The sequence below is a fragment of the Sphingomonas sp. IC081 genome, assembly GCF_006874585.1.
Classification (GTDB): Bacteria; Pseudomonadota; Alphaproteobacteria; order Sphingomonadales; family Sphingomonadaceae; genus Novosphingobium.
Genome location: NZ_CP029761.1, coordinates 462,555 through 479,354, shown reverse-complemented (window position 1 = coordinate 479,354; position 16,800 = coordinate 462,555). Strand labels below are relative to the sequence as shown.

Below are 16,800 nucleotides of genomic sequence, written 5' to 3'. Positions count from 1 at the left end.
TTGGCGACATGCTCACATCTCCATGTCGCCAAGATCCGGACCAGTGATCGGCGGAGGCTCGTGCTCCCGCAAACCATCCTCGATCATCAGCTTGCGCGCGGCGGCATCACTCGAGCTTTGGCTCTTCGGGTTATCTGGCTTGCCCTGTTGCAGCCCTTCCGTTCCCGGCGTGCTGGCCTGAGGCGTGCCCTTAGGCGAAGCCGACTGATCCCGCGCCGCTGCGGCTTCGCCTGTCGGGAGAAGTGGGCGGGCAGAAGGTCCAGCCTTTCGCAACGGAGCATCGGTTCTGGTATTCGACCGGTCCTTCTTGGCCTTGCCCGCCTTATCTTGCCCGGAACGAGTTGCCGGTTCTCGCTCCTTCGACGTCTTGCCGGGTGTGCGTTCCACTGCTTGCCCAAGATCCTTGGCAGGCGCTTCAGGCTCCTTTTTCGAGGCAGCTCGCGCACCCTGGTCGAAGGCGAGCTCGCCCTGCTTCGGGACGACCGGCTTGCCGGCGCCGTCGTCGTTCGACGAAGGATGCTCACCTCCTGTCGGCGCTGCCTTCTGCTCTGCCCGCTCCGCCGCCGGATGGATCTCCGTGACGCTTGCCTTCGGGCTGTCCTTGACCCTCGCGATGAAGGTCTCCGCCCGCTTGGGTCGGTCGACGGGTTTCAGCTTGACCGGTGCAGCGGGAAAGCCGTCGGGGAACTTGATGTACCCTGACAGGCGCGGCAGGTTCATCAACTGGTCGGGCAACAGGAGCGGCTCGATGTGCTTGCGCGGGGTGAGGCTGACCGCATCGCGGGCATTGTTGTAGCCATAGGTGTAACCCTCTTCCATGTCCCTGACCTGGCGATGGCCGATGAAGTCGGAGCACCAGGTGGCCGTCTCGCGGTCGGCGGTTCCAAGGATCAGTTTGGTCCGGGCGAGCGATGCCAGCGTCATCGCCATGTTCTCGCCGTAGACCTCCTTGAGCTTGGCATAGGCGTGAAGGCCAAGGACAATCGCGCCGCCGAAATTGCGCGCTGTCTGCAAGCCTTTCTCGAGCGCCGGCAGGCGGTGCAATGCACCCAGCTCATCGACGAAGAACCAGCACTTGAGATCGCGGGTGCGGGGCATCGTCATCAGCGTGTTCATGGCCGTGTCGAGCCAGAGCGTGAGCAACTGCGCGCAGACGCTCATGTCGACATAGCGGGCCGAAATGAACAGGATCGAGCCTTCACTTCGGGCGCTAGCGGTCCCGTCCTCGATCCATTGGCGAACCGAGAAACGAGGTCCGGCAGTGGGCAGCAGCTTGAGCGCCTTGGCGTTCACGTTGAAGACGGCGCGGATCGATTCCGCCATGCGTGCGGCTTCCGGCGCGGTCAGCGGATCGGCGATCGTTCCGCGCATCATGGCATGAACGCGCGAGAGGTCCGCGGTCATCAGCTCCCGCGCCAGGGCGTCGTTGGTCGCTCTGCCTTCGGCCACAAGTTTGAGGCAGAATTCGACGAACAGGGCCCGGGCAGCGATCACCCAGAACTGGGCTTCTCCGCCCCCGTCATGGGGGACGAGGGCGTCCGCCGCGGCCCAGAACTCGCCTTCAGAACGGCATTCGTCAAACAGGCTCCACTGGGGGCAACGCGCATCGAGCGGGTTCAGGATGATGTCGCAATGGGCCGCATGGAAGTGCTCGATAAAGGCGCCGGTCAAATCGAAGACCACACAGCGCTGGCGCTTTGCTCTGGCTTCCGCAATCATGTCGGAGATTGCCACGGTCTTGCCCATACCGGTGGTGCCAATGAGCATCGCATGGCTTTGTTCGAGCCGCCAGGGATAGGAGACCGTGGCGATCTGCGATGGCCGATAGGGAAAGACCCGGGCGATCTCTCGCGGCAGGCTGAGCCGCCATTTCCAGCCCAGCGCGGAATCGAGCTCACGGGTGCGCTCGCGCCGGTTGTGCGCGGTCAGTTCATCGACAAGCTCGGGGAGCGTGACGAGCATCGCGCCGCGCTCATGTTTGCGCTCCTTGGAGCGGCCACCGAACCGCTCGGCGAACCAGTAGAAGATGGCAAACGCGGGGACCAGCAGGAACCCGGAACGCCACAAGGCACTGGTCAGAAGCGCCATCAGCTTCTGCCACGCATGGGCCACCGGGGGGTAGCTTTCGAGCTGGGCAATCGGAAACTGGATGGTCGCGCCAAAGGCAGTTTCCAGGGTGATCCGCTTGGCGGGATCGAACTCCATGAAGCCGTAGATGGCAGCATAGATCCGCATCCAGACGAGGTAGACTTCATGGTCGGTGAGGCCTGCCGAAATGGTCCACCAAGAGGTCCATGAGATTACGAGCGCGGCGACAATCAATGGGCCCTTGAGACCCGCCGCGAACATGAAGCTGAAGTGTCCGAGCAGCTGGCTGCCACGCGTGAAGTTGACGAGATTACGCTTCATCGGAGCCTCCCTCGCCAGCGGCTGTGGAAAGACCGAGTTCCTTACATTTGCGCACGTACGCCTGGTGAGCCCGACCGCGCAGCGCGTGGTCGGGGTGCCCTGCCAGCAGCGCATCAACCCCGACCATGAGGAACACCGAGCGGCGGGAAATTCGCTCAATGGAAGCGTCGAGCCGCGAGGCAAGCTCGTCCTCGGTGCAGGCATTGGCGAGCAAGGCGCGAACCCACTCGCTCATGCTGATCCCTTTGGCCTTGGCAGCCTTGCGGATCATCGAGCTGAGCTCGCTGGAGATGTAAACCTGGAGACAGATTGGCCGTGTCATGCACGGACTCCTTGTGGTCAGGAGCCCGGTTCACACTGCGAAAGGCAACATCGAAGCTAAGTCAGATTCAAGAACATGTCAAGAACATCGAGGACTGCGGAATTCCGCCATTTCCAACCTGGCCTTGGTCAAATCCACGTGACTCCGCTTGCTCCCGTCACTTTTGACGGAGAAGCTGCCATTTCACAAAATTCGATCTATGCCAATGTAATTAAGTGATTTTTCCGTCTCCTTTCCCGCGATCCGTCGCGTAGGGTGTGCTCAATCGTCCCTAACTGCAAGGACAGGAACCAGCCATTGAGCCTGTAACGGATGATGCGGTTTGCAAACCCCAATCTCTGGGGCGCTGGGTAGGTTGCCGCCCCTCGGATCGCGATAGGCACAGACGGGATCGATGCCTATGATGGGGGCATTGTTGAGGGCAGCAAGGAAGCGCAGCATGGGCCAGGTCACATTGAGTGCGACACCGAAGGGCAACGGCTTCCAGGCGACAGTCACTTACTCGAACGGGGTGTCGATCAGTTCTTCGGAGGCTTTCCCGACGCAGGCAGAGGCAATCGAGGCGGCGGCGTTGAAGGTCCTGGATATGCCAGAGCGGCTAACCGATCTCGACCGTCCCGATACCCCCGACTGACGCTTGCGACCCGCCTTCCCGTCCCGGCTGAGTGATGCCGAAACGGTCTGCGAGCAAAAAGAAAGGAGGAAGCCCTGACGGACTTCCTCCCAAACCGGCGGATCAGAATTCATCGCTGAGACGGCCCGGCACGGTGTCGATGACACGGTCCAGCATGGCCTTGGGCAAGGCACCGTAATCTCCTTCATCGACCGCGATGTATCCTGCCTCGTCATCGGTCAGGACGTACTGTGTGAAGTAGCTGTGAAAGGACCGGGCATGGGCCTGATCCAGGGCTGCAACGAAGGCTGCCTGATCGGCGGCGGGACCAGCAGCGGCAATGTTCAGTGAAGCGTACATGATCTTTCCTCCTGATGTTTGATGCGTCGCATCAGGAGCTGCGAAGGATGTGGGTGACGGGCTGGGTCAGGGACCGCGATAGCGGCCGCGAAGCGGCGATGGGGGCAACGATTTTTGCCGGGCTTGCCCGGTAAAAATGGTGGGGCCCCGTCGTCCTTGACGCAGCCCCAAAGCCCGCATCAGACTTGGTCTTTCTGCGAGAGAGACCTCTCCAACGCCTGCGCAGAAGCGAGACGCCTGCCCCACAAACCATTTTCCTACATGCCCCCGCAGTGCCAAGATCGGGAGCGGAGGGGACCAACGGCCTGCAAGAAGGAAGCACTATGGCCAGGTCCAAACCTACTGCACGCGATGCGCTGAGGAAGCTGCGTGAACAGCGTGCTCAACTCGAGAACGAGGAGGCTCGTCTCCGCGAAGAGGCAGCGACCGAACTCGGAAAGCTGCTGATCGAGTGCGGCGCGGAGACGATCGAACCGGCACAGTTGCGCCAGATCGTTCGCGCATCGATGGTGCTCGGGATCGAGGAAACACTGAAGCGAATTGCTCCCGCGTAAAGTCCGCTCCGCGGCGGCAAGGGGTTCGATGCCCCGCGCCGCCGCATAGCCCCAGAGCAAAAGAAAAGGCCCCGATGGCGTGTGCCACCGGGGCCTTGTCGTGGGGTAAGAACATTCAGTCCTCGTCGATGTCGGGTGCTCCCTCGTTGCTGCCCGAACGGCCTTTGGTGAGGAAGTCGACCTTGTCGGCGATGATCTCGCAGCCGTAGCGCTTGGTGCCGCTCTGATCCTCCCACTGGGTGTAGTGGATGCGTCCTTCGACCGTCACGAGCTGGCCCTTGGTGCAATACTTGGCGACATTCTGGCCCAGGCCGTTGAAGCAGGTGATCCGGTGGAATTCGCTGTCCTTGGCGGTGTAGCCGTTTTCGTCCTTGTAGGTCTTGCCATCCTTGCGGGCGGGACGGTCGGTCACGACCGAGATCGATGTGATGCTGGTTCCACCCTGGGTGGTGCGGGTTTCGGGGTCGCGAGCGATGCGGCCAACGAGGATAACGAGATTGGTCATGGGCTTTCTCCTGATCGAGCAATCCGGGGCCATCCCGGCTGCAAAACCCGAGCAGAAGCGCCCCGCGGCGAAGCGCACCGAAGGGAAACCCGGAACTGGTTCGGGTGGTGCGGGCAGTCGGGCACGCAGCATCGCGCCGAAAAGTGGGAACCGGTTTTCGGCACCAGCGATGCGCAAAATCGTGCCCGGCAACTCGGCCGGACCTGATCCGGGTTGCGCGTCTCGACGGGGGGTGATTCAGGGACAGGTTTGCATCGAAGTCGGGTGGAGCTGGATGCCTTGAACAGGTTTGCCCTGCCTCGTTTCCCTCCGGTCTTGGCCGGATCATTCCCTCCCCACCTTCCACCGGAGAACCCCTTCCTAGATCACGGTACTAACCGCTCCTCCAACCGGTGGCTCATTCCTGGACGAAACTGCTTCGCCGGGGAGAGGCATATCGATCGTCACCCCTTCAGCGCCGTCCAGAGGGTTGCCTCGAAGCATCCAAGACTGCGGCGTGATCAAGCGCGCCCAGTCCGCAAAGGAGGGGATCGAGCCCAGGTCTTCGCGTACGTGCTGTTCGCCGACCAGACGCACCGGAACGACCCGGCCATCGGCATTGACGAGGGTCTCGCCGAAGAGTGTTTCGAGCATGAATATCCCCTCGGCATGGTGCCGCAGCGCGCGATGACGGGGGTCTGCGAGAATAGCCTTCGACTGGTCGAACCACTGGTGCAGCGGGAGATAGTCATCGACCGTGCCGCCCCATTTTCGGACCGATGAGAGGGCGTGGTAGTAGCAATGTGCCATGCCAGGTCTCCTAGAGCTCGGTCCTGTGATCATCGGTCGCGGTGAAGCGCAGACTGCAGTCGAGCACGAAGGTCGCTTCAGCCACATCGATCACCAGTTCGCCGCAGGCACCGTCGTTGATCTCCCAGCCAGGATGGTGACGTTCGAGCGCCAGATAGGTCAGCTGCTCGAGAGCTTGGCCGAGTGAGTGCAGCTCCGCGGAACCGTCACCATCCGAGTTGCCTGCTTCGTCTTCCAGAATGGTGACATCGGGGCACGCGATCGCGGCACCAGCGGCATCGAGGCACGCGCATTCCTCAACAGCACCGCTGTCGCCGCAGCCGTCAAAGCGGATCTCGACGCGGGCGATTCCGGCTTCCTGCAAGCGCGGGAGAATGACGGTCTTGAGCTGCTGAATCTCTGCGACCACCTGGGCCTGCCGCTGGGCCTGAAGAACGGCAAAGTCGGCCATCACGGCCTCGATATCGATCATGGAATACCTCCTGTAGAAAGGAGCCAACGACCATTTGCTGGCTCCAACCGACAGGCGCACGCCTTTCCTCTGATGAGCGACGCCAGCGCCGATCCGGCGCTGGCGCGAAGACCGTCAGGGCCCTAGTCGGTCCTGGCCGAAGTGTTCTTCGGATTGGTACCGAGCGGCCCGCGGCGATCGACAACGGTGATCCGCCGAGCCTTGGCCTCGATCACCAGGCGTTCGAGTACGCCATTACCCGGGAACGCAATGACGTAGCGCGGATCGAGGGAAAGCATCCGCTCGTTGCGCTTGAAGCCGGCACGGGCGCCCAGGCGCATATCCAGCGAGAATGTCACCTGCGGGATGCCGCGACGTTCAGCCCAGCTCGAAGCCAGACGGTCGACGCCCTTGGTGTCGCCGCCATGGATCAAGACCATATCCGGCACGCGGTCGCGGACCTTGTCGAGCGTGGCCCAGACATTGTTGCCGAAGGTCAGCGCATCGTCTTCGGTAGCATGACGGGTGCGCCCTCCGGCGAACACGACCGGGGTTCCTTCGGGCACGGCCGCACGGCGTTTGGCCTCGGCGCGGGCGCGCAGGAAGTCGCGACCTTCGACGAGCGCCGAGGTCAGCATTGCACTGTGATTGAAGCGAGAACTGGAGACTGGCTTCCAGGAGGAACCGAACTCGTTGAGGTATAGGCCTGCTGCGACTTCGCGCATCTCTTCGAGTGCCAGCATCGCGCTTTCTGCGCATTGCGCCCGCTCAACCTGGGTCTCAAGGTCATGGGTGTGGACCTCGGATCCATCGGCCGTAGCAATCAGCGCGCGGACCTCGTCGGTCGCCCGGTCGAGGGCATTCGATTTGCGTTCCGCCGAGCGATGGAAGATGTTGACGAAGGCCCAGCCAAGATCCTCGGCGTCGGCTTCAAGAGCGGTCCCGGACACCATGGCGAAAAGATCGGACCAGACCGCTTCGAGCGTTTGGACGACCGCCTCCCGGACCGGAAAATCGCTTGTCGATACGGGAGCGGGTCCGATCGAGAAACCGGCAAGATCGAGCCCGGCGAGTTGGTCGGCAAATGACGTGTGCATGGGTAAGTCCTCCTGACTGACGTGACACCGGCGCATCCGTTCATGGCTGCGCCAGCGAGAGCCCGTCAGGGCCAGCATTCAGGCAGGATTGCGCACCCGTCAGGGGGAACCCGGCTTGGCGGGCTGGCGCGGGCAGGCCTTGAGCCCGAAGGGGCAAGGCCAACACGGGCCCGCCCAAGCCGGGTTGCGCAAGGCTGGCGGCTGGCCCAGGGCCTCTCTCGCATGGCGACAGACCATGAGCGGCCGGCAAAGTGCAGTCAGGGATGGCAACCCAGCGCCGCGACCAACCAACTCACAGGCCTCAAGCTGCGCGCTTGGTGTAGACCCCCTCGCCGTTCGACATGTGCCCGAGGCAATCGTAGTCACCAAACAAGGCATCGAAACGGGATGCGATCTGTGACAGCCAGCGCTGTGCCCGCGGTGAGCGGGCCGTGCGCCAATCGGCGTCCCAATAGGCCCCGTCATCGCGTTCGACGATCCAGACGGCCACCAGCCCGCCATAGACCGATACGCCGAAATCCGCATAGGCATTGCGCATGAGGATCCGGTCCTCCCGGCCGCGCCAGCCGTCGTGCGGGATCAGGGACGGGAAGGCTTTGGCGGCCCGCTCGCACAGATCGTCACGCAGCCATTCGTACTCGAATTCCCAATCGTCGTCGCTTTCAACGTCGAGCACCGTAAATGCGACGACAGCGCCGCTCGGATAGCTGACCGATCGGCCCATGACATCCTCCCTCAGGCCGCGAGAGCAGCGTCGTCTGACGCGTCGTCAAACTGCTCAGGCATGACCCTCCCGCCGAGCTTCAGCAGCAGGCTCGAAGCTTCTTCGGCCTTGGCCGCAGCGGTCAGGATGGCGCGGTCGTCGTCCTTCAGAAGTTTGAGCCAGTGCTCGATATAGCTCGCGTGACTGTCGAGATGCGTGACCGGCAGGCCCAGCTCGGCGCCCAGCATGGCGCTGGAGAGTTCGGCGACGAGTTCCTCGGCGGCGTAGGCGGAAGTGCCGAAGCGGTTCTTGAGATCACGTCCCAGACGGCTCGTGTGGCCGGTCCAATGCGACAGCTCATGGGCGAGCGTGGCGTAATAGTGATCGAACCCGGAGAAGAGGCTGACCGGCGGCATCGTGACGCGATCCGCAGTCGGTTCGTAATAGGCTTCGCAGCCCTGATGGCGCAGATTGACGGGGATGGCAGCGAAGAAGGCGTCGAGCTCAGCCTCGCGCCCTGCAGGCTCGACCAGCTCCAGCGTTGCAGCCGGATGGAAACGCTCGGGTAGACCTTCGACCTGATCGGCATTGAAGACCGGATAGGCCTTGAGCACCCGGCGCGCTTCATCGGTCTTTTCGCCGGTATCGGGGGCTTCCACCTCCTGGGTATAGCTCTTGTAGAAGATCGCGATGGTCGACTTCTCGCCCTTGCGGACCTGGGCGCCGAGCGACTTGGCCTGGTTGTAAGTCATCCAGAACGGCGAGGCGTAGCCGCACATGTCGGCGACCATCCACAACCAGAACACGTTCATGCCGCGGTACGGAATTCCGCAGGCCCGCAAGGGCCGGGAAACTGGGACACCGCGCCACGGCTTGATCCACGGCTTCGTGCCTGCTTCCAGACGGGCGATGATTTCCTGGGTGATGCGGGTGGCGGGCGACAAGCCGCCGCCCTGCCCCTTGCGATAGGCCATGATTGTTCTCCTGATTGCGGCATCCGGACAGTTGGCGACAGGTTCGCCGGTCAGTGCCACAGGTTCACGGGCCCCCTCTGCTCTGCTTCCAAAAAGGAAGCGGCCCTCCGGCGTAAGCCGAAGGACCGCTTCTCGAGGTACGAGTGGCCTTGCCTGTCAGGAGGAGGTCAGGCGGCCAGCTCGCGGGGGGTATGAATTTCGCCGTCGACACTAGGCTCAGCGTCAGTTGCGTCGACCTCGGCTTCGCCAGCCTCCGGCGCAGGGCAAGCGAAGCGCATGACCTCAGGCACCCAGGCGAGCGCCTTCTCGCGAACCTCGACCTCGGTGATGTAGGTGCCTGCGAAGACGCGCTCGGCACTCATCGCGAGATCGCCCTTCTTGACCGCGGCAAAGCGCGAGGAAAGCTCGATGCCGCCGACATCAGTCAGCGCATCGAGGATCACCTGCTTCGACACCCGGTCGAAGTAGTTGGCCGCCGTCGGACGCCACCACTGCGCCATATCGATGCCGATCAGGCTGCCAAGGTGATCCTGGAACGGCAGTTGGCGCTCACCGGACATGTTGAGGCTTGCCTCGAGCGACCGGGCGACGACGTAGCCCAGCCATGCGGCTCGGCTTTCATCGGGCAGCGCCCGAAACAGATCGAAGCGGGCAGTCACATCGGTGCCCGCACGCCAGCTTTCGTCCAGGCCGGATCTGAGCTCAGCAAGCGCGCTGCTCGCCGGCGCGTCCTTGGCTTCGAAGCCGATGATCGGGCCTGCCGGAACAGGCGCACGCAGCGTGGTCGAATGGCGCGCCCGCCAATCGTGGGTATCGGAATCGGCGAGGGTGAAGACCATGACGTCGAGCGCCAGCCCGGGATCGGATGCAACGTGAAGTGCCAGAACATCGCGGCGCTGCATCGCGAGTTCGTCGACCAGACGTTTCGACAAGGTCGTCCGGCGTCTGTCCGAAACTTCATCGCCGGCAACGACTTCGATCCCGTCGTCAGCTTCGGCGGGTTCAGCCTGACGCTCGCCGTAGAACACCGGCTGGAGTACCGGCGTGCCATCGCGGGAGAGCACCAGCACCATTCCCGCCTCGGCCTTAAGCTCCGGCGCGATAACCGGCGGTCGGGCACGAATGTCCTGGCATTCGCGTTCGATGGCCTCGATAGCCGCTTCGGCCGCAGCCACGGCCTCCTCGGCACTGTCCTCGTCTTCAAGGATCGCCGCATGCTCGTCATAGGAGGCATCGAGTTCGTCGAGCCTTGCCACTTCCGCTTCAGTCAGCGGCGCCGGTTCGGCGGGAAGCCTGACCAGCCCTTCGACCAGGTCGTGGCTGGCATAAGGATCGAGCGTCGGCTTGACCCAGGCAAGACCCTGCTCAGCGGCGAGGGCTTTGGCCTGCTCTTCCATCTTCGTGGCGGCAAGGCTTTCAAGCAAAGCAACATCGACCCAGGACTCGCTGTCGTCGTTGTCGAACAGTTCGCGCTCAATGCGGCCGCCCGCAGCGATGTAGGCGTCGCGGCCAACGAGACGGGCGCGCGGATCGCTGCCTCGTACCGTCCCGGACAGGACCATACGCCGGACACTGTCGGGGTTAGGCGCATAATAGCCCGAGGACACCTGCTCGAATACGCGGGTCTGGATGCCCTGATCCGAGGTAGCGCCGAACGCTTTGGCAATGTCGAGGGTGATCTGGCCCGATGCCAGCGCCTCGAACACGATAGGCGCTAGCGTCGCAAGACGCAGCCGGCCCTCGACGAAGCGGACTGTCAGACCGAAGCGGCGCGCAACATCCTCCACAGTCGCACCGCCAGTCACAAGCGCGGCAAAGGCCTGGGCTTCATCGGCAGGGTTCATGGCCAATCGATGGAAGTTTTCCGCGAGGCTGGTCTCGACCGCGGCTTCGGCGCTGTCTTCGAGCAAGAGGCACGTGACTTCGTGATCACGCTCGAGGATTTTGTCGTCCGCGAGCGCCAGCATCGCGCGGCGGCGGCGCTCGCCGGCTTCGACCTCGAACTTGCCCTTCACAGCCGGCCGGACAATGAGATTCTGCAGCAGGCCATGGGCAGCGATGCTGGACTTGAGCTCGGCATCGGCAGCTGGATCACTGTGACGGCGGACATTGCGGGGAGACTGGACAAGCTTGTTCAGTGGGATCGACTTGATCATGGGACGGACTCCTGATTGTGAGCCCGGTGCATCGACCATCGACGCCCAAATGGCTCAACCAGGGCAAAGCCCACTCCACTCTGCTGTTCTTTTGGGCCGTACTTCCAGAGCTAGCGTGAGAGAACGGCTGATACGTCGGACTGATGGATCAACTCCTCCAACTGTGATCGCTCCGACCCGCTCAATTATAGATATCTTGGTGGCCTTCGGGCGTTCGCAGACCCCGTTCGATCGTTTGCAGGCCTACCTTGTTACCCGTCCCAAGGAAAAGCGATCGGTAGTCGTTGATCGCTGCGTCACTTGGCAGGGTTGGATTTGCGTCTTCCTGCATCATGTACTGGCGAAATCGCTGTCTCATTGTGACATCCAAACGATGCTGATGGCGATCTGCGAGAAGGTCAGCGGCGGGGGCAGGAGCGACCCTAGCCAGCTCGAGCGGTGCGAAAACGGGGGTGCCACGTTCAGCGAGTCGCGCGATGAGAATCGTGCGGATACACCAGACCATGCGCCGTACGACGACGTTAGAGTTCAGCGCTCCAGCGTGGCGATCAAGAAACCAACCAAGGTCACGGGCGTGCCCGATTTCACGGGCATAACTAGTCCGAAGCCTAAACTGTGACCGTAGCTGATCGAGCTGGCCTAGCGGATCGAACACCGGCTTTGCTTCACGTACTATGTGACAGACGAAGAGATCTCCGTCGCGGGCATCGGACTTCAGCTTCTCCCACGGATAAAAGAACATTGAGAGATGCCCAATGGACTTGTGCTGTGGCGTGCCAGGAGGGCTTATCAGCAGCAAATCGGTGTCCGATCCCCGGCTATTATCCTCCCGGGCACGACTGCCAAACAGCAAGATAGCTGAAACCCCTTGATCGTTTGGCCCCATGTTCAACGAGAGGCTCTTTCGATCGCGTCGATCGACAGCTTGCGAGCCATGGTCCGAGCATTAACGACCTCCTCGCGATTGAGGAGCACCAGCTGCTGCTTGCCCGGCGGCAGTGTATCAGGTGCAACATCGAAATTGTGCTCGGTCATGAGGTAGAAGGTCTGGCTCAGCCGCTTGGTGACGATAAGCCTGCCGTCAACCATTCCGTATTCGGCCTCAAGCGCCGCTTGCTGACTCGGGGACAGCGCCGGGTTAGGCTCAGGACTCACTGATCACAGCCAGAAGAGTACGGTGGCCGCCAGTGCGAGGGCTGAGAAGTAGACGGTTGGGCAGCGGTCATATCGCGTTGCCACGCGGCGCCAGTCCTTCAGACGACCGAACATGATCTCGATGCGGTTACGCCGCTTGTACCGCCGCTTGTCGTATTTGACGGGCAAAGAACGGGATTTGCGGCCCGGAATGCACGGTTTTATGCCCTTTTGTTCCAGCGCATCTCTGAACCAGTCAGCGTCATAGCCGCGGTCGGCGAGCATCCACTTGGCCTTGGGCAAATCGTCGAGCAAGGCCGCTGCACCGGTGTAATCGCTTACCTGGCCGGCCGTGATGAAGAAGCTCAAAGGACGCCCGTTGGCATCGGTGATGGCGTGTAATTTCGTGTTCATGCCGCCTTTTGTCCGTCCGATCAAACGCCCGAGATCCCCTTTTTTACCCCAAGGCTGGACGCCGTGCGGTGGGCCTTGAGATAGGTCGCGTCGATCATGACGGTCTGCGGCTCGGCCCTCTGCGCGGACAGGCCCTCCATCATCCGAGTGAACACGCCCATTTCGCCCCACCGCTTCCAGCGGTTGTACAATGTCTTGTGCGGCCCGTATTCTCTGGGCGCATCCCGCCAGCGCAGGCCGTTCCGATTGACGAAGATGATCCCGCTCAGGACACGCCTGTCGTCAACTCTTGGCTTGCCGTGGCTCTTGGGAAAATACGGCAACAGCCGCGCCATCTGCTCGTCCGTCAGCCAATACAGGTCGCTCATGCTCAGTCTCCTCGCGGAGCCTGAATCACATCGCCGTCAGCCAATCAATGGGTCCTGAGCCTAGCGCTAGCTTCGTCGAAGGCAGAGCCGCTGACCGTTCATTGAGTGCAGTAATCAGACCGCACTTTATCGACTACTCGGGATTTCTGCGATCAGATCGGATCGATCGGCAAATCGACGATACGGAAAACAGCCCCAGATCCAGCATCACGGACGAGGTCAACGCGCTCGCCATCCCAGTGGTAGTCGAGGTGCCGCCCCTGCAAGAGGTTTGACGCGCAGTCCGGGTAGAAGAGCGCGACGCACTCCCCACCACGATGGCGGATGCTCGGGTAGACAATGCCGTCGGATGCAGAGCCCCTGAGTGTCGCGCGACATTCAGGTTGAGAAAGCGCGACAAACAAGATGAGAATCCTGCGTTCCGGGATTGGCGAAGGGCGTAGCCCGTAGCCGATCCCGGAACGCAGGAGGCGCCTTTTGAAGGGTGCCTGTGATGGTCGTGGTGGTCGCTATGCATTGGGTTTTCCCAGGGAGGAGGACCTGACGTGTGGCGGGCCGACACATCAACGATCATCAGGTGAGACTTTTCATGACCCACAGACGTAACGATCCCGTCGCCCTGGCGGCGGCCAAGGCCGGTTTCAGCCCGGCGACCGGCTACCGGGTGCTGCAGGATGCGCGCCTGCGTTCCCAGCGACAGGCGCCGCGCGGCCGACGGCGGCCTGATCCGCTATCAGGCATTTTCGAAGAAGTCGTCGTGCCGATGCTGGAGGCCGCCCCCGGTCTTCGTCCTGTCGCGATCTTCGAGGAACTGCGCCGCCGGTACCCGGATACCGAGTTCGGCTCACGACGAACCCTGGAGAGGCGTATTCGCGACTGGCGCGCTCTGAACGGCCAGGATCGGGAAGTCATCTTCAGGCAGGTTCATGAACCGGGTCGGCTCGGCATGTCCGATTTTACGTGCATGAACGATCTGGACGTCGCCATCGCCGGGGCACCGCTGGATCACTTGCTCTATCACTTCCGCCTGCCTTGCGGTGGCTTTGAACATGGGCATGTCATTTTGGGCGGCGAGAGTTTCGTCGCCCTGGCCGAAGGGCTGCAGAATGCGCTCTGGTCTGCCGGCGGAGCGCCCAGGCTCCACCGCACCGACAGCCTGTCGGCCGCCTTCCGCAATCTGGACGCCGATACGAAGGCCGACCTGACCAGGCGGTATGACGCCCTATGCGCCCATTATGGAATGGAGCCGACGCGCAACAACACAGGCATTGCTCACGAGAACGGTGCGATCGAGAGCGCCCACGGCCATATCAAGGCCGCAGTGAAGGACGCGCTGTTGCTGCGCGGAACCACGGACTTCACCGACCTTGCCGATTATCGCCGCTTCATCGACGAAGTCGTGACCGCAAGGAACCGGCGCCATGGTCCCGGCATCGATGCCGAACGCAAGGCGCTGCGATCCCTCCCAAACATGCGGACAACCGATTACGAGGAAGTCCTCGTGACGGTGACGTCCTCGGGCGGCTTCACCCTGCGCAAGGTGTTCTACACGGTCCCCTCGCGCCTGATCGGACATCGCCTGCGAGTGCGCCTTTACGACGACCGTCTCGATGTCTTCATCGGCGGCACAAGGCTCATGACCCTGCAGCGCGGCCGCGCCGGTGCGAACGGCAAGCACGGCCACGTTGTCGATTATCGTCATGTCATTCATTCCCTGCGCCGCAAGCCGATGGCCCTGCGGGGATTGGTCTATCGTGACAGCCTGTTCCCCCGCGCGCCCTACCGCCTCATGTTCGAGCACTTGCTGGACGCCGTGGGCGAGAAAGAAGCCTGCCGGATCATGGTCGAGCTTCTGGCCATGGCCCACGAGCGCGCCTGCGAGGCGGAGCTCGCCCATCTCCTGGAGGAGGACCTGGCGATCCGCAGGATCCCATGCCTGGCGGCATTACGGGCACGCTTCAGCCCCGATCCCGCCACTTTACCCGAAGTCGTAGTCGAGATGGTGTCGCTCTCGATCTACGACGGGCTGATCGAACAGGGAGAAGCAGCATGAGCACGGCTCCCATGATCGACGCACAGCGCCTGAGCCTGATGCTCAATGAACTGCGCCTGCCAACCATCAAGCATATCTGGGGAGATTTTGCGGCCCAGGCGGATAAGGAAGGATGGCCCGCGAGCCGGTTCCTTGCAGCTCTCGCCGAACACGAACTCGCCGAACGCGATCGCCGCCGGATCGGGCGTCATCTTGCCGAAGCCCACCTGCCGGCGGGCAAGACACTGGACTGCTTCGCCTTCGAGGCTGTGCCAATGATCTCCAAGGCTCAGGTCATGGCCCTGTGCGCCGGCGATGGCTGGCTCGACCAGGGTTCCAATCTCATCCTGTTCGGCCCGCCAGGCGGCGGTAAAAGCCATCTGGCGGCGGCGATCGGCCTGGCATTGGTGGAAAATGGCTGGCGAGCGCTGTTCACCCGCACCTCCGACCTCGTTCAGCGTCTGCAGGTCGCTCGCCGCGAACTGACGCTGGAATCCGCCATCGCCAAGCTCGACAAGTACCATCTGCTCATCCTCGACGACTTCGCCTACGTCTCGCGCGATCAGGCGGAAACCTCCGTCCTCTTCGAATTGATCAGCGCCCGATACGAACGCAGATCCTTGCTCATCACCGCCAACCAACCCTTCGGTGAGTGGAACCGCGTCTTCCCGGACCCGGCAATGACGCTCGCTGCAGTCGACAGGCTCGTACATCACGCCACGATCTTCGAGATGAACGTCGAAAGCTATCGCCGGCGCACAGCCCAGGCCCGCCGCACCGGGGCTGGACGTCCTGCCGCCTACACCACACCCAAAGTCCTCGAGACCATCCGCGACAATCAGGATGAGAACGAGGTCCTTGCCAGCGACAATTAAAATCGGCACTGAATGACGCGCCGCGACAATCACATTCTCATCCTGATTGACGCGCAATCCTCATCCTGTTTGTCGCGCTACACCTGAGATACGCTGCAAGAGCTTGAGATGCCGCGTAGCTGTCAGGGTCCAGCGTCGCGGCTAGCTCTGCATCTGCAGCTCTGAGATCATGGAGGTCAGCATCGACTGACATGACGATCTCTCGGAACTGTGAGGTCCAGCCAGGTGCTTCCTTCGTCCGGGCCATGAAGCGGGCGTGATGGTAAATCGTCTCGAACAGTGCGGTCTCAAAACGGTCCCCAACGTAGAGCACGCCGTAGCTGCCATCGGTAAAGCGGCTCGGTCGATCGGTGCTAACGTGGGTGAATGGCGCCATGAGGTAAGAGGCCCCGTTGCCGCCGACGCGCCGGTCAACCGGAACGAGGTCGAGATTGCCGATCGTCGCCATGATGCGAGGATTGGTTTTCTGCTCTGCTGAGATCAGCAGCGGCCAGTCGGCTGGATCAGCGATGTCCTCGAACAGATCGATGGGCGGGAAGGCACTGCGGATGATCCTGACAGCGCCTTTCCACTCAACTCGAGAAATCGGAATATCTGCCGATACGCTCACCAGCCACCGCGCTCGGCGTCGAGATAGCGACGCACCCGCATGATGTCGGTAAGCTCGCCTCCCAGCATCACGTCGAGCGCAGTGGCTCCGCCGAACGCTTCATTCGCTGCTCTGATCCAAGAATACCCGCGGGTCGCTTCCGAGAAGATGATCCGGAGCGCCTTGTGGATGCCCATGAGATTGGAGAGGCGCGCACGCCCATCGCGCGAAATACGCCCGGGGCCTTCCGCCTTCCATCGGCGATACGAGCGCACCGGCATGTCGAGCAGGGTTGCAGCCTGCTCGTCGGTCAGTTCCCATTTGCCGAACAGATTGAGGACTGCCCGGAACATGGCAGATGCCTCGTCCTGGGTTATTGGATCGGGACGGAAAGCGGTAACGGCAGTATCAACGGGTTGCAGCGCCAGCATGGCAGTTCTCCATATGGCATCATG

18 protein-coding genes and 2 pseudogenes are annotated in these 16,800 nt (G+C 62.2%); 4 read left to right on the top strand and 16 right to left on the bottom strand.

Annotation, left to right across the window (positions count from 1 at the left end):
• Positions 1–12: 12 nt before the first annotated feature.
• Entirely contained in the window at positions 13–2,409 is a 2,397-nt protein-coding gene (locus DM450_RS02390) for a type IV secretion system DNA-binding domain-containing protein (protein WP_142632423.1), read from the bottom strand.
• Positions 2,399–2,731: a hypothetical protein gene (locus tag DM450_RS02385; RefSeq protein WP_066275457.1), complete on the bottom strand. Its 333-nt coding sequence runs from the start codon at positions 2,729–2,731 to the stop codon at positions 2,399–2,401. Before DM450_RS02385 ends, DM450_RS02390 begins: the two co-directional genes overlap by 11 nt.
• A 439-nt stretch (positions 2,732–3,170) precedes the next feature.
• Here DM450_RS02385 and DM450_RS02380 point away from each other — a divergent pair, with 439 nt between their 5' ends.
• The gene (locus tag DM450_RS02380) at positions 3,171–3,365 is read left to right on the top strand and encodes a hypothetical protein (RefSeq protein WP_142632422.1); all 195 of its coding nucleotides are present in this window, start codon (positions 3,171–3,173) and stop codon (positions 3,363–3,365) included.
• Between the two features lie 102 nt (positions 3,366–3,467).
• Here the strand turns inward: DM450_RS02380 and DM450_RS02375 are convergent, their stop codons facing one another.
• Positions 3,468–3,704: a hypothetical protein gene (locus DM450_RS02375; protein WP_007688359.1), complete on the bottom strand. Its 237-nt coding sequence runs from the start codon at positions 3,702–3,704 to the stop codon at positions 3,468–3,470.
• Between the two features lie 323 nt (positions 3,705–4,027).
• Here DM450_RS02375 and DM450_RS26105 point away from each other — a divergent pair, with 323 nt between their 5' ends.
• A complete protein-coding gene (locus DM450_RS26105) occupies positions 4,028–4,258 on the top strand; it encodes a DUF6437 family protein (RefSeq protein WP_260610096.1) in 231 nt (76 codons plus the stop codon).
• A gap of 115 nt (positions 4,259–4,373) precedes the next feature.
• Here the strand turns inward: DM450_RS26105 and DM450_RS02365 are convergent, their stop codons facing one another.
• The 11 genes and pseudogenes from DM450_RS02365 to DM450_RS02315 all read right to left on the bottom strand — a co-directional run.
• A complete protein-coding gene (locus tag DM450_RS02365) occupies positions 4,374–4,763 on the bottom strand; it encodes a single-stranded DNA-binding protein (RefSeq protein WP_007688363.1) in 390 nt (129 codons plus the stop codon).
• Between the two features lie 360 nt (positions 4,764–5,123).
• A complete protein-coding gene (locus tag DM450_RS02360) occupies positions 5,124–5,552 on the bottom strand; it encodes a DUF6915 family protein (protein WP_142632420.1) in 429 nt (142 codons plus the stop codon).
• Positions 5,553–5,562: 10 nt separating this feature from the next.
• A complete protein-coding gene (locus tag DM450_RS02355; protein WP_046766053.1) occupies positions 5,563–6,024 on the bottom strand; it encodes a DUF6878 family protein in 462 nt (153 codons plus the stop codon).
• Between the two features lie 122 nt (positions 6,025–6,146).
• Entirely contained in the window at positions 6,147–7,100 is a 954-nt protein-coding gene (locus DM450_RS02350) for a DUF2493 domain-containing protein (protein ID WP_142632419.1), read from the bottom strand.
• A gap of 301 nt (positions 7,101–7,401) precedes the next feature.
• Positions 7,402–7,824: a hypothetical protein gene (locus DM450_RS02345; protein ID WP_142632418.1), complete on the bottom strand. Its 423-nt coding sequence runs from the start codon at positions 7,822–7,824 to the stop codon at positions 7,402–7,404.
• 11 nt (positions 7,825–7,835) lie between these two features.
• Positions 7,836–8,777: an ArdC family protein gene (locus DM450_RS02340; protein WP_142632417.1), complete on the bottom strand. Its 942-nt coding sequence runs from the start codon at positions 8,775–8,777 to the stop codon at positions 7,836–7,838.
• 167 nt (positions 8,778–8,944) lie between these two features.
• Complete coding sequence (locus tag DM450_RS02335) at positions 8,945–10,933, bottom strand: ParB/RepB/Spo0J family partition protein (RefSeq protein ID WP_142632416.1); 1,989 nt, start codon at positions 10,931–10,933, stop codon at positions 8,945–8,947.
• A 181-nt stretch (positions 10,934–11,114) separates the two neighbouring features.
• Entirely contained in the window at positions 11,115–11,819 is a 705-nt protein-coding gene (locus DM450_RS02330) for a nucleotidyltransferase domain-containing protein (protein ID WP_260610373.1), read from the bottom strand.
• Positions 11,820–11,821: 2 nt separating this feature from the next.
• Positions 11,822–12,088, bottom strand: a complete 267-nt coding sequence (locus tag DM450_RS02325; protein ID WP_221889449.1) for a hypothetical protein — start codon at positions 12,086–12,088, stop codon at positions 11,822–11,824.
• Positions 12,089–12,091: 3 nt separating this feature from the next.
• Positions 12,092–12,849, bottom strand: a protein-coding gene (locus DM450_RS02320; RefSeq protein ID WP_142632413.1) for an IS5 family transposase whose coding sequence is annotated in 2 segments (ribosomal slippage) — positions 12,092–12,516 and positions 12,516–12,849 — 759 coding nt in all. Because the reading frame shifts where the segments join, the coding sequence is not laid out codon by codon here.
• Positions 12,850–13,001: 152 nt separating this feature from the next.
• Positions 13,002–13,220: pseudogene (locus DM450_RS02315) on the bottom strand (RES family NAD+ phosphorylase); the annotation flags it as partial.
• 218 nt (positions 13,221–13,438) lie between these two features.
• Here DM450_RS02315 and istA point away from each other — a divergent pair.
• Together istA and istB are read left to right on the top strand one after the other, a co-directional pair.
• A complete protein-coding gene (gene istA, locus DM450_RS02310) occupies positions 13,439–14,902 on the top strand; it encodes an IS21 family transposase (RefSeq protein ID WP_260610094.1) in 1,464 nt (487 codons plus the stop codon).
• Complete coding sequence (gene istB, locus DM450_RS02305) at positions 14,899–15,756, top strand: IS21-like element helper ATPase IstB (RefSeq protein ID WP_142632411.1); 858 nt, start codon at positions 14,899–14,901, stop codon at positions 15,754–15,756. The genes istA and istB overlap by 4 nt, the downstream gene beginning before the upstream one ends.
• 82 nt (positions 15,757–15,838) lie before the next feature.
• Here the strand turns inward: istB and DM450_RS02300 are convergent.
• Together DM450_RS02300 and DM450_RS02295 are read right to left on the bottom strand one after the other, a co-directional pair.
• Positions 15,839–16,366, bottom strand: a pseudogene (locus DM450_RS02300) (RES family NAD+ phosphorylase); the annotation flags it as partial.
• The gene (locus DM450_RS02295) at positions 16,363–16,776 is read right to left on the bottom strand and encodes an MbcA/ParS/Xre antitoxin family protein (RefSeq protein ID WP_142632410.1); all 414 of its coding nucleotides are present in this window, start codon (positions 16,774–16,776) and stop codon (positions 16,363–16,365) included. The pseudogene DM450_RS02300 and the gene DM450_RS02295, both read right to left, overlap by 4 nt.
• Positions 16,777–16,800: the final 24 nt, after the last annotated feature.